Annotated in this window: 6 protein-coding genes and 3 rRNA genes; 2 read left to right on the top strand and 7 right to left on the bottom strand. The window is 61.9% G+C overall.

The features are described 5' to 3' along the window. Positions 1 to 61: 61 nt before the first annotated feature. Positions 62 to 970, top strand: a complete 909-nt coding sequence (locus GII31_RS08135; protein WP_213248435.1) for a universal stress protein — start codon at positions 62 to 64, stop codon at positions 968 to 970. 190 nt (positions 971 to 1,160) lie between these two features. Here the strand turns inward: GII31_RS08135 and rrf are convergent. From rrf to GII31_RS08120, 3 genes are all read right to left on the bottom strand, one after another. Further along, positions 1,161 to 1,277 (bottom strand): 5S ribosomal RNA (rrf, locus tag GII31_RS08130). 107 nt (positions 1,278 to 1,384) lie between these two features. Next, positions 1,385 to 4,547, bottom strand: a 23S ribosomal RNA gene (locus GII31_RS08125). A gap of 476 nt (positions 4,548 to 5,023) precedes the next feature. Further along, a 16S ribosomal RNA gene (locus GII31_RS08120) occupies positions 5,024 to 6,545 on the bottom strand. The 16S, 23S and 5S rRNA genes sit together here, the layout of an rRNA operon. A 733-nt stretch (positions 6,546 to 7,278) precedes the next feature. Between GII31_RS08120 and mftM the strand changes: the two genes are divergently transcribed. Further along, positions 7,279 to 8,124 carry a mycofactocin oligosaccharide methyltransferase MftM gene (mftM, locus tag GII31_RS08115; RefSeq protein ID WP_260840377.1) on the top strand — a complete coding sequence of 282 codons (846 nt, stop codon included), beginning with the start codon at positions 7,279 to 7,281 and terminating at the stop codon, positions 8,122 to 8,124. Between the two features lie 59 nt (positions 8,125 to 8,183). On the opposite strand, the gene GII31_RS08110 is transcribed toward mftM, so the two are convergent. The 4 genes from GII31_RS08110 to GII31_RS08095 form a co-directional block, all read right to left on the bottom strand. Beyond that, a complete protein-coding gene (locus GII31_RS08110) occupies positions 8,184 to 8,804 on the bottom strand; it encodes a MadR family response regulator transcription factor (RefSeq protein ID WP_260840376.1) in 621 nt (206 codons plus the stop codon). A 77-nt stretch (positions 8,805 to 8,881) separates the two neighbouring features. Beyond that, positions 8,882 to 10,288: a MadS family sensor histidine kinase gene (locus tag GII31_RS08105; protein ID WP_322974143.1), complete on the bottom strand. Its 1,407-nt coding sequence runs from the start codon at positions 10,286 to 10,288 to the stop codon at positions 8,882 to 8,884. Positions 10,289 to 10,395: 107 nt separating this feature from the next. Beyond that, positions 10,396 to 11,619, bottom strand: coding sequence for an iron-containing alcohol dehydrogenase (locus GII31_RS08100; protein WP_213248429.1), 1,224 nt, complete (start codon positions 11,617 to 11,619; stop codon positions 10,396 to 10,398). An 84-nt stretch (positions 11,620 to 11,703) separates the two neighbouring features. Then, positions 11,704 to 13,227, bottom strand: a complete 1,524-nt coding sequence (locus GII31_RS08095; RefSeq protein WP_213248427.1) for a VWA domain-containing protein — start codon at positions 13,225 to 13,227, stop codon at positions 11,704 to 11,706. Positions 13,228 to 13,232: the final 5 nt, after the last annotated feature.

Genomic DNA, 13,232 nt, shown 5'->3' with positions numbered 1-13,232 from the left:
TCGGACAGCCGCCGCGTTCGGGGCACTAGGCTTAGGTGAGCTGCCGATCGGAGACAAACACATGAAACTGCTCGTCGCCTATATCGCCACCAGCGGCGGGGCCGATGCCGTCGCCCTGGGCTCGTCGCTGGCACGAACCCTCGACGCCGAACTGGAGCTATGCGTCGTCATCCCGCCCGACCCGCACGCGACCGGCGCCGACGAACAGAGCGACATCGACAAGCTCTCCGATGCCCTCGACCATGCCGCACAGGCCTGGCTCGACGACGCCGCGGCCATGATCCCCGACGACATCGAGACGACCGCGACGATCGCGACCGACGCCAATCCGGCGCTCGGGCTGATCCGTCAGGCCCAGAAATCCGGGGCCGACGTCATCGTCATGGGCGGATCCGGCGGCGGGATCCTCGGCCGGCACACGCTCGGCTCCGTCGTCAACGGGATGCTCCATTCGTCGCCGATACCGGTGGCCCTGGCGCCGCTCGGTTTCAGCCACGTGGGCGCCGAAAAGGTCCGGGAGCTGACGGTGATGATCGGCCACCGTCCGGGCACCGACCTGCTGTTCCAGACGGCGATCCGCGCCGGACTGCGAGCCCACCGCCCGATCCGGATGGTCTCGCTGGTGGCCCTGGATGAGGTACAGCCGTGGGCGGACACACCCGACGAGCTCGCCGTATCCGATGCCCGCAAGCACGCTCAGTCGACGCTCGACGAGGCGCTCCGGCGACTGCCGACGGACTTCCCCATCTCCTCGACGATCGCCCAGGGCCACACCATCGAGGAGGCGGTGTCCTCGCTCGAATGGCACGACGGCGATGTCATCATGGTGGGCTCCAGCCGGCTGGCCGCACCCAACACAATCTTCCTCGGGTCGACCGCATCGAAGATTCTGCGAGCGCTGTCGATCCCCATGATCGTCGTGCCCGGAACCGATGCGGACACACCCGCAGATCTGAACCCCGACCACTAGAGCCCGCCCGACGGAGCCGCCGCGGCATGGTGCTGCGGCGCTTCTCGTCGGCCGCGGGTGAGGCCGATGTCCTCGGGTTCGTCGATCTTCCGCAGACCCGCCGACGTCGAAAGGCGCCTTTTCAACGGAGATGCCCTCCACATGCATTGAGGCCCCAACACGAGTGTGTTGGGGCCTCAATGGGGTGTGATTGCGGCGGTGTCCTACTCTCCCACACTGGTTAGGGTGCAGTACCATCGGCGCTGGTGGGCTTAGCTTCCGGGTTCGGAATGGGTCCGGGCGTTTCCCCACCGCTATAGCCGCCGCAAAATTTGTGAAATTGTCACACACACACTTGTGTGTGTTGTGTGTTGTTTCAGAGGTGCATAGTGGATGCGTTACATGGTCATTATGGCCCACACTGTGTGTGGGTGTTGTTGTAAGTCCTCGGCCGATTAGTACCAGTCACCTGAACACATTACTGTGCTTACAGTTCTGGCCTATCAACCCCATGGTCTGTGGGGGGCCTTAACCCCTCTAAGGGGGTGAGAAACCTCATCTTGGAACAGGCTTCCCGCTTAGATGCTTTCAGCGGTTATCCCTTCCGAACGTAGCTAACCAGCAGTGCTCCTGGCGGAACAACTGGCACACCAGAGGTTCGTCCGTCCCGGTCCTCTCGTACTAGGGACAGGTTTCCTCAAGTTTCTAACGCGCGCGGCGGATAGAGACCGAACTGTCTCACGACGTTCTAAACCCAGCTCGCGTGCCGCTTTAATGGGCGAACAGCCCAACCCTTGGGACCTACTCCAGCCCCAGGATGCGACGAGCCGACATCGAGGTGCCAAACCATCCCGTCGATATGGACTCTTGGGGAAGATCAGCCTGTTATCCCCGGGGTACCTTTTATCCGTTGAGCGACACCACTTCCACTCGTAGGTGCCGGATCACTAGTCCCGACTTTCGTCCCTGCTCGACATGTACGTCTCACAGTCAAGCTCCCTTGTGCACTTACACTCAACACCTGATTGCCAACCAGGCTGAGGGAACCTTTGGGCGCCTCCGTTACATTTTGGGAGGCAACCGCCCCAGTTAAACTACCCACCAGGCACTGTCCCTGAACCCGATCAGGGTCCGAGGTTAGAAGTCCAATACGATCAGAGTGGTATTTCAACAACGACTCCACGACCACTGGCGTGACCGCTTCACAGTCTCCCACCTATCCTACACAAACCGAACCGAACACCAATACCAAGCTATAGTGAAGGTCCCGGGGTCTTTTCGTCCTGCCGCGCGTAACGAGCATCTTTACTCGTACTGCAATTTCGCCGAGTCTGTGGTTGAGACAGCAGAGAAGTCGTTACGCCATTCGTGCAGGTCGGAACTTACCCGACAAGGAATTTCGCTACCTTAGGATGGTTATAGTTACCACCGCCGTTTACTGGGGCTTAAATTCTCAGCTTCGCACCCACAAGGGGCACTAACCGGTCCTCTTAACCTTCCAGCACCGGGCAGGCGTCAGTCCGTATACATCGTCTTACGACTTCGCACGGACCTGTGTTTTTAATAAACAGTCGCTTCTCTCTGGTCTCTGCGACCACCACCAGCTCCCACCGAACAGTGTTCACCAGCAGTGGTCCCCCTTCTCCCGAAGTTACGGGGGTATTTTGCCGAGTTCCTTAACCACAGTTCACTCGATCGCCTTAGTATTCTCTACCTGACCACCTGTGTTGGTTTGGGGTACGGGCCATGTACCAACTCACTAGAGGCTTTTCTCGGCAGCATAGGATCATGGAATTCGCCTCACCGGCTACGCATCACCTCTCAGGCACACAAGACACGGATTTGCCTATGTCTCGCCCTACAGGCTTACACCAGTACAACCACTCACTGGCCCCACTACCTTCCTGCGTCACCCCATCGCTTAACTACTACAACCAAGGTCGTGCGCAGCACCCGCCAGCCACCCGAAGGCGGTCTCTTGGGATTTGGGCACTTAGTACAATTGCCTCGCTATTGGGCGCGGATACACGGGTACGGGAATATCAACCCGTTGTCCATCGACTACGCCTGTCGGCCTCGCCTTAGGTCCCGACTCACCCTGGGCGGATTAACCTGCCCCAGGAACCCTTGGTCATCCGGCGGACAAGTTTCTCACTTGTCTTTCGCTACTCATGCCTGCATTCTCACTCCCACACCCTCCACACCTGGATCACTCCGGCGCTTCCACGGATGCAGGACGCTCCCCTACCCACCCACACCACTACACACACCCCCGCAAGGATGTGCCGATGACTTGTGTGAGTGCCGCGGCTTCGGCGGTGTACTTGAGCCCCGCTACATTGTCGGCGCAGGATCACTTGACCAGTGAGCTATTACGCACTCTTTCAAGGGTGGCTGCTTCTAAGCCAACCTCCTGGTTGTCTTCGCGACCCCACATCCTTTTCCACTTAGTACACGCTTAGGGGCCTTAGCCGGCGATCTGGGCTGTTTCCCTCTCGACTACGAACCTTATCGCCCGCAGTCTCACTGCCACACTCTCACTTACCGGCATTCGGAGTTTGGCTGACGTCAGTAACCTGATAGGGCCCATCGGCCATCCAGTAGCTCTACCTCCAGCAAGAAACATGTGACGCTGCACCTAAATGCATTTCGGGGAGAACCAGCTATCACGGAGTTTGATTGGCCTTTCACCCCTACCCACAGCTCATCCCCTCCATTTTCAACTGAAGTGGGTTCGGGCCTCCACAACATCTTACTGCTGCTTCACCCTGGCCATGGGTAGATCACTCCGCTTCGGGTCTAGACCCGGCGACTACAGTCACAAGACATAATGTCTCCGACATTGCGCCCTATTCAGACTCGCTTTCGCTACGGCTACCCCACACGGGTTAACCTTGCCACCGAGCACTAACTCGCAGGCTCATTCTTCAAAAGGCACGCCATCACCCACAGTCCACTCAAGAACTCACAGGCTTTGACGGATTGTAAGCGTCCGGTTTCAGGTACTATTTCACTCCCCTCCCGGGGTACTTTTCACCTTTCCCTCACGGTACTAGTCCGCTATCGGTCACCAGGAAGTATTCAGGCTTACCGGGTGGTCCCGGCAGATTCACAGCAGATTCCACGAGCCCGCTGCTACTTGGGCATCCATCACGCAAGACCACAGGCTTTCGACTACCGGACTCTCACCGTCTACGGCGGACCATTCCAGGCCACTTCACCTAACCCATGATTTTATCACTCACGCCCGGACAGGTAGATCCGGGAAGATGAACCCCACAACCCCACACACACAACCCCTACCCGGTTACACATGCGCATGGTTTAGCCTCATCCGCTTTCGCTCGCCACTACTCACGGAATCACACTTGTTTTCTCTTCCTATGGGTACTGAGATGTTTCACTTCCCCACGTTCCCTCCACACCCGCTATACATTCACGGGCGGGTAACACCACATAACTGGTGCTGAGTTTCCTCATTCGGACACCCTCGGATCACAGCTCGTTTGACAACTCCCCGAGGACTATCGCGGCCTACCACGTCCTTCATCGGCCCCTGGTGCCAAGGCATCCACCGAACGCCCTAAAACACTTACAACAACACCTACAAACACACCCCCACCACACAACCCGAAGACTGCCGGCAAAGACACGAATGTAGACGCCAAAAAAGCACTATCTCAAAAAATGAAATTGCAATATTCATACCATCAACAACAACCAACAACCCCTCACAGGGCACATCGATCATCACTGATGAGATGCTCGCATCCACTATGCACTTCTCAAACAACACACACCCACCACCAGCCACCAACTCCGGCCCCCATCACAGGAACCCTCACCACCAGCAACCCAACAGCAGGCCAAGACAACCCGCATCACTGCGTGTTCCCTCAGAACCCCGATAGTGTGCAACAACCAGCATCCCAGTCACCCAGAACACTCACCCCACCCACCACACACGTCTAGTGCACAGCCGGCATAACAGGATGTGTTTGATGTTTCACCCATGAACATGACCGCGGCACACCACATTCGGGCATGATCCACGACAGTGCCAATGCTCCTTAGAAAGGAGGTGATCCAGCCGCACCTTCCGGTACGGCTACCTTGTTACGACTTCGTCCCAATCGCCGATCCCACCTTCGACAGCTCCCTCCCACACAGGGGTTAGGCCACCGGCTTCGGGTGTTACCGACTTTCATGACGTGACGGGCGGTGTGTACAAGGCCCGGGAACGTATTCACCGCAGCGTTGCTGATCTGCGATTACTAGCGACTCCGACTTCATGGGGTCGAGTTGCAGACCCCAATCCGAACTGAGACGCGCTTTAAGGGATTCGCTCCACCTCACGGTCTCGCAGCCCTCTGTACGCGCCATTGTAGCATGTGTGAAGCCCTGGACATAAGGGGCATGATGACTTGACGTCATCCCCACCTTCCTCCGAGTTGACCCCGGCAGTCTCCTGCAAGTCCCCGGCATAACCCGCTGGCAATACAGGACAAGGGTTGCGCTCGTTGCGGGACTTAACCCAACATCTCACGACACGAGCTGACGACAGCCATGCACCACCTGTACACCAACCACAAGGGAACCGACATCTCTGCCAGCGTCTGGTGTATGTCAAACCCAGGTAAGGTTCTTCGCGTTGCATCGAATTAATCCACATGCTCCGCCGCTTGTGCGGGCCCCCGTCAATTCCTTTGAGTTTTAGCCTTGCGGCCGTACTCCCCAGGCGGGGTACTTAATGCGTTAGCTACGGCACGGATCCCGTGAAAAGGAACCCACACCTAGTACCCACCGTTTACGGCGTGGACTACCAGGGTATCTAATCCTGTTCGCTACCCACGCTTTCGCTCCTCAGCGTCAGTTACTACCCAGAGACCCGCCTTCGCCACCGGTGTTCCTCCTGATATCTGCGCATTTCACCGCTACACCAGGAATTCCAGTCTCCCCTGTAGTACTCAAGTCTGCCCGTATCGCCTGCACGCCTACAATTGAGTTGCAGAATTTCACAGACGACGCGACAAACCGCCTACGAGCTCTTTACGCCCAGTAATTCCGGACAACGCTCGCACCCTACGTATTACCGCGGCTGCTGGCACGTAGTTGGCCGGTGCTTCTTCTCCAGGTACCGTCACTCGCGCTTCGTCCCTGGTGAAAGAGGTTTACAACCCGAAGGCCGTCATCCCTCACGCGGCGTCGCTGCATCAGGCTTGCGCCCATTGTGCAATATTCCCCACTGCTGCCTCCCGTAGGAGTCTGGGCCGTGTCTCAGTCCCAGTGTGGCCGATCACCCTCTCAGGTCGGCTACCCGTCGTCGCCTTGGTAGGCCATTACCCCACCAACAAGCTGATAGGCCGCGGGCCCATCCCTGACCGCAAAAGCTTTCCACCAACCCCCATGCAAGGGCAGGTCATATCCGGTATTAGACCCAGTTTCCCAGGCTTATCCCAAAGTCAGGGGCAGATCACCCACGTGTTACTCACCCGTTCGCCACTCGAGTACCCCCGAAGGAGCCTTTCCGTTCGACTTGCATGTGTTAAGCACGCCGCCAGCGTTCGTCCTGAGCCAGGATCAAACTCTCCATGAAAAAACACTGAAACCAAACAGTTTCAACACAATTCTTCAGACCAGAGAGAAAAACCTGACCAAAAAATCCTCAAAAAAACAAACTGGCATTCAAAAATATTTTGACTACCAAAAAAATTTGGCATCAAACAAAGTTTGTCACACACTATCGAGTTCTCAAAGAACACACACCCACCAACACCACCCCACAAAGAGGCAACCATCAGCAAGCACTGCTCACAAACACTTGGAAACCGCCACCCACTCCGGGGCAACCACTCCAGCCTAACAGACCCGAACCCCGACCGCAAAACCCGGCAACCCCGAACCCTTGCAGCCGACCGAACCTACCCGGCCCACCCCGAACCCCGGCGCACAACACAGCACACCAGAAAACAAACCAAGGTGATCATCACAAACCCGAAACCAACACCCACAAGCCCCTGACCAGGACTTTCATCCTCGCCCGACTCCCCGGCGCCAGCCCGTCTCGCTCTGACTCGAAGAAAGTTACGCGAACGTTTACAGAGGATCAAATCGCCAGGTGGACACGCTCGGCCGACTAGGTTCGCCCAGGTAGGCGCGTTGTCGGTGGAGCATGTTCGGTCAATTGCACCCAAATCGGGCGAAATCACCTTGTTGTGATCTGCATCACATTACTCGGTCGTGTTCCCGTACCCCGAAACTGCCGAATCCCCGAAACCCTGCCTTTACGGCCAGTTCACCACCACGATCTGGAGACCTACTCTGGACCCATGACCACGGTGAATGCGGACGCTGCGACCCCTACCGAACTGAACGTGCTGGTCAGGCCGCTACCGGACTACCCGGACGCCGAGCGTGCATACTCCAGGAGCTCTTCCCTGCTATGGCGGCGCTCCGCCGGTGCGGTGGAGATCCTGCACCCCTGGACCGAACGGACCATCTCCGATTCGGTGATGGTGGCCTCCTTGTCCGAGCTCGTCGAACTCGGAGTCCTCAGCGGACAGGAACAGTTCGAGGATGCCGCCGTGCAGATGATCTGCTCGTCGGCCGCCTCCGAGGAGTCCGCCTGGCGGGCCTACTACCTCAACTCGATCAACGAGTTGGACAACGGCACTTCACCTTTCAGCCCCGTCCATCGTCGGGCACGGTCCTTGATCGCCGGCCACGAGGTTCTGGAGGTGGGATGCTGCTTCGGCTTCTTCGCCCTGGCGTGCGCCCGGGACGGTCATTCGGTGCGGGCCTGCGACATCTCCCCCGGCGCGATCGACCTGCTCACCACCGCCTCGGCGAGCCTGCGGATCGATGTCGACGCGTGCGTCGGCAATGCTCTCGCACTGCCCTACCCGGACGATCACGTGGACACTGTCACCCTCATCCACCTGCTCGAACACCTCGATGTCCAGGACACGACCGTCGCGGTCACCGAGGCGTTGCGGGTGGCCAGGCATCGCGTGGTGATCGCCGTGCCGTTCGAGGAGGAGCCGACCGAGCACTTCGGGCATCTGCTCCGGCTCACCGAGGACGACCTGCGACTCTGGGCCGATCGTGTCGATCACGCCGGCGCCGAGATCTTCACCGACCACGGCGGCTGGCTGATACTCACCCCGCACCGGTAGTCCGGTGCGCCGCCTACTATCGCCGGACCCGGGCCCGGCCGGTTCGGGGGCGCGGGCGGTCAGATCAGGCCGCGTTTGCTGGCGATGTACACCGCGTCAGTGCGCTTGGACACCCCGAGCTTGCGGATGATGTTGCGGATATGAAACTTGACCGTGGATTCGGAAATGAAGAGCTTCTGACCGATTCCCTTGTTGGACATGCCGTCCGCCAGCAGTCGCAGAACTTCGCGCTCACGGTCGGTCAGCGCGTCGGAGGTGCCGGACTCCCCCGAGACCGTACGCAGGACGATCGCTGTACTGCGCGCGTCGAAGGCGCTGCCCCCACCCCACACGGCCTGGATCGCCCGCACGAGTTCGGTGGTGTCGATGTCCTTGACCACGTACCCGCGTGCCCCCGCCTTGACCGCGCGCACCACCAGGTCATCGTCGAGGAAGGTGGTGAGCACGAGTGTGGCCACCGTCGGATACCGCGACGACAGCTCGGTGACCAGGCGCAAGCCCTCGTACTCGGTCCCTGCGCTGAGTTTGAGGTCGACGACGACCACCTCCGGCCGGCACCGCGCGATCTCGGCGAGTGCCGCATCGTAGGAGTCGGCCTCACCGACCACCGAAATCGCCTGCTCGCGGTCGAGCAGCGACCTGATCCCCTCCCGCAGCAGCGCGTGGTCATCGACCAGCATCGTGCGGACGGCCGATTGCGGAGTCCGCCCCGGCGGAGCCGTGGATCTTTGTGGAACACCTTGCGCCCCAAATGTTGTCATTGGTTCACCTCCCGCGGTCTGACCGGCCGGACAGTGGCGTCGGGCAATTCGACGGCGATCCGTATACCACCCATGCGCGATCGCCTGATACGCAGCGTGCCACCCAGGTCCGCGGCGCGGGTCGTCATGTTCGCCAGCCCGCGGTGCCGGCCGGCGAGGTCACCCAGCGTGGCCGCCTGCAGAACGCGACGTAGATGTCCCGGATCACCGGCACCGTCGTCGTCCACCGACAGCCCCACGTCGTGTTCACCGTACGTCAGCACCACCTTCGCCCGAGTGGCCTCGGCATGTACCGCCGTGTTGAACAACGCCTCGCCGGCGATCCGCAGAATGGCGTGCTGTGCGTCGTCGGATAGATCGCGCACCTTGCCGACCACGCGAACCTCGGTCCGCAGGTCGGCCGGCATGTGCATCGAACACAGTTCGTCGAGAATCTCACCGAGAGTCAACCCGCCCACCGACGGCGCCTGATTGAGCGCGTAGATCACCGAACGCAGCTGTTCGACGGCGTTGCGGGTGAGCCGACCGGCCACTTCCAGTCGCGCCGCGGTCGCCGGATCGGATTCGACCCGGCACACCTCGATCTGCATACCCGCCGACAGCACAGACTGGGTCACCGAGTCATGCAGCTCCCGCGCGATTCGTTCGCGCTCCTCGGTGACCAGCCGCTGCCGTATCGCGGCAGACAGTTCCCGCTGCGTACGTTCGAGGTCCTCGTTGCGCGCGGCGAGTACCGCGGCCTGTTCACTGACCCGCCGGTAGGCGTCCTCGGCGCGGGTCAGCTGATGCCTGCTCTCCTCCAGGAGTGCGGCGTTGAGCAGGGCGACAACAGCCTGGCGTGCCAGGATCCGCATCACCACCAGATCTGCGGAGTCCACGAGATTTCCCCGACGGGTCCATGCGGACAGCCCACCGACGACGCGGCCGTCGAGTTCCAGCGGCAGGTGCAGATGGTGATCGTCGACCACCGCCACCTCCAGTCGATCGGTCTGTCGGCGCAGGATGTCGTTGAGCCGGTTGAGAACTTCGTCCGGCAGGTTGCTGGGCACCCGGCCGCTGGCCACCCCTTCGAACGCGTAGACGGTGCCGTCGGCGGCCATCATCAGGTGCCGCGGGCCTGTGCGTTCGAGTTCTCCGTCGCAGAGCGCGAAGACCACCCACCGCGCGTCGAGGTGTTCGCTGACGGCCCTGGCCACCGACAGGACCAGATTCTCCGGTCCCTCCGCGGTGTCGACCAGGGCGCGCGAGATCCGGTCGAGCGCGCCGACGACCCGGCTCAGGCGCTGCTCGACGCCCCGGTACTGGGCGTAGTGGCCACCTTTGACCGAGTGCAGGCCGATCAGTGAGTTGAGCCATTCGGCGTCGGAGGAATCGGGCGACGAGGTGGGACACGGGCCCTGCACTGCGTTATCCCGGTGTTCGAGGTTATCCCGGTGTTCGAGCGGGTCCGGCTGGCGTTGCTCGGCGGACCGGCCGCGCGGGCTCTGTTGTGTGCGTGGCGGCGACATGGTCACAGTGCCTCGCGGTACATGGCGGCCACGTCGGCGGCGGTCGGCCGGCGCGGATTGGTCCGCATGCAGGCATCGGCCAGCGCGTTGACCACCAGTGACGGGATATCCTCGGCGCGTACCCCGAGCGCCGACAACGACGTGGGCAGTCCGACCCGCGTCGTCAGCCCGGACATCTCGTCGGCGAAGCGATCGGCGGTGGCGTGCGGTGATGCCGCCTCGGGCAGTCCGATCGCCCTGGCCAGATCGACGTAGGGCGATGGATCGGCCTGCGCGTTGAACCGGATCACATGCGGCAGGATGATCGCGTTGATGGCGCCGTGCGGCGCGTCGCACATGCCGCCCACCGGGTGACTGAGCGCGTGCGTGGCACCGAGAATCGCGTTGGTGAACGCCATTCCCGCCTGCAACGCCGAATACGCCATGTCCATCCCGGCGTCGGGGTCGGCCGGGGCGTTCACCAGCCGCTCCAGGCTGCGCCAGGCCGTGCCGATAGCCGACAGCGCCGCCGCGTCGGTGAGCCGGGTGTGCGCACGCGAGGCGTATGCCTCGACGCAGTGCGAGACCGCGTCCATACCGGACTGGGCGACCACCTCGGGCGGCATCGTCGCGAACAGCCGTGGATCGATCACCGAGACGTTCGGGACCAGGCCACGGCCGATGATCGTCACCTTGGTCTTGCGGTCGGAATCGTTGATGATGCAGAACTGCGAGACATCCGAACCGCTGCCGGCGGTGGTCGGCGCCGCCAGCAGCGGCGGGAGCGGGTTGCGGGCCCTGTCGATGCCCTCGTACTCCAGGATGTGACCGCCGTTGGCGGCCAGGATCGCGACCCCTTTCGCGGCGTCGATCACCGATCCGCCGCCGAGCGCGACAATGCCGTCGCACCGCGCCATCCCATAGCGTTCGAGGCCGGCCACCACCTCACCGGCACGCGGATTGGGGCTGATTCCGGTGAACGAGGAGGTGCGGATACCGGCCTTGTCCAGCCTGTCGGCCAATTCGGAGAACCAGGGGCTGCCCAGGATCCCGCGGTCGGACACGACAAGCAGCCGACTCACGCCGAGCCCTTCGGCGGCGCGCGGGATCTCGGCGAGAGCACCGCGCCCGATGATCACCTCGGGAGTGTGAAACTTGGCCACGCGCACCGCATCGCGGGCCGGCTGTTCATCGCTGAACCCGGACCGCGACGACGGCACCCGCTCGACAATCTCATCCACTGACACTGTGAGCCACACTACTTCGGCGGGTCATGCAGCCACGTTGCAAATGGAAAAGACTCCGGGGCATCGACCAGGCGCGTCCGGCCATCACACCTTGATCGCATCGACCGACACCTGCTCGAGTGCCGTCAGATCATGGATGATGTGCACCCGATCGCAGTACGCGGCATAGCCCGGCAGATCGCACGAACCAAGGCCCCACGAGTACGAGGGTTCGGGCGTGATCCAGATGACCTCCCGCGCCCGGCGCGAGATCTCCTCCAGTGCGGGGAAGTTCGGATCAGCACCGTTGCCCCGGCCGTCGCCCAGGACGATGACCGTGGTCCGGCGATTGACGGCGCCGCCGTACTCCTCCAGGAACATGCCCAACGCGGTGCCGTAGTCCGAATCCGCGGACGTGTCGAGCACACCGCCGTTGGACAGACCGCTGACCACCAGGGACAGCGCCTCCTCGATCGGATGTTCGGCGAACAGATCGGTGATCTCCACCAGATCCGACACGAACGCGAACGAGCGCACGTGCGAGACCATCGACTGCAGTCCGTGCACGAGCTGCAGCGTGAACCTGGCCGCGGCGCGCACCGACAAGGACACGTCCGCCAGGATCAGCAGACTCGGGCGGTCCTCCACCTTGGCCACGGTGATCGGCCGGAACGGCACACCGTCGTAGCGCAGGTTGGCACGCATCGTGCGGGCGGCGTCGACCGAACCGCGTGCGGCCACCTTGCGGCGCGACCGGGGTGCCCCGTGCAGGCTGCGGATCAGCCGCCGGATCGAATCCTCCAGACTGGCGCGTTCGTGCTCGTGGATGACATCGCGGATCTCCGCCTTGACCTCGCGTTCCTCGATCTCGTGGTCGCTGGCCATCAGCTGCTCGAGGTGGTCGCGCAGCTTCTCCGGCAGACCGTCGAGCAGACCCGCCAGGATGCGGCGCAAGGCCGCGATCTCCTCCGCGTCGGGCTGGGTGAGGTCATCGGAGTCGCTGTCGAGCCAGTTCAGCAGCGCCATCTCCTGCGCCACCGACAACTCGACGTCGAGCCTGGTGCGGTCGTCTGCCACCAACTCACCCGGCCTGCCCGGATTGGACAGGCGCGACACGGTGAGCTGGACACGCGCGGCGGCCTCGGAGTTGGGCACCTCGTCGGCCGACAGCACGATCTCGTCGGTCAGCGACGCCATGTCCAGACGGTTGGCCTCCTGATGCAGGTTGTACTGCTCGGCCAGGTCCTCCGGGTCGAAGTAGTCCTTGAGGTTGGACGGCGGGCCGTGGCTGTGGCCCTGCTGCGGGGTCTGGGAGATCTCATCCGAGAGGCTGTACTCGTTCAGTTCGCCGCTGTCGGAAAGGTCGTCGTGGGTATGCGTATGCCCGTGCCCGTCATCGCTGTCCAGGACCGGCCGCAACCGGAAGAAGCGGTCGAAGACATCATGAAATGTCTCCTCGTCGCGGCGGTCCTTGACCAGGCACACCTCCAGGGCCGACCGCAGCAGTTCCCGTTCGCCGAGGATCTCCGGTGCGGCGGTCGCCGCCATCGCATCCATCGCCTCAGATACGCCGATGCGGATACCGTGCAGCCGCAGCAACCGGACGAACCGGTGAATCGCGCCTTCCATCCCGG

This window comes from Gordonia pseudamarae (assembly GCF_025273675.1).
Taxonomy (GTDB): domain Bacteria; phylum Actinomycetota; class Actinomycetes; order Mycobacteriales; family Mycobacteriaceae; genus Gordonia; species Gordonia pseudamarae.
Note: the sequence above shows the minus strand (reverse complement) of the source record. Positions and strands in the feature narration are given on the sequence as shown.

Bases quoted from the DNA above. Each gene is read 5' to 3' on its own strand.
- GII31_RS08135 (WP_213248435.1), top strand. From the start codon at position 62: ATGAAACTGCTCGTCGCCTATATCGCCACCAGCGGCGGGGCCGATGCC.
- mftM (WP_260840377.1), top strand. From the start codon at position 7,279: ATGACCACGGTGAATGCGGACGCTGCGACCCCTACCGAACTGAACGTG.
- GII31_RS08110 (WP_260840376.1), bottom strand. From the start codon at position 8,804: ATGCTGGTCGATGACCACGCGCTGCTGCGGGAGGGGATCAGGTCGCTG.
- GII31_RS08095 (WP_213248427.1), bottom strand. From the start codon at position 13,227: ATGGAAGGCGCGATTCACCGGTTCGTCCGGTTGCTGCGGCTGCACGGT.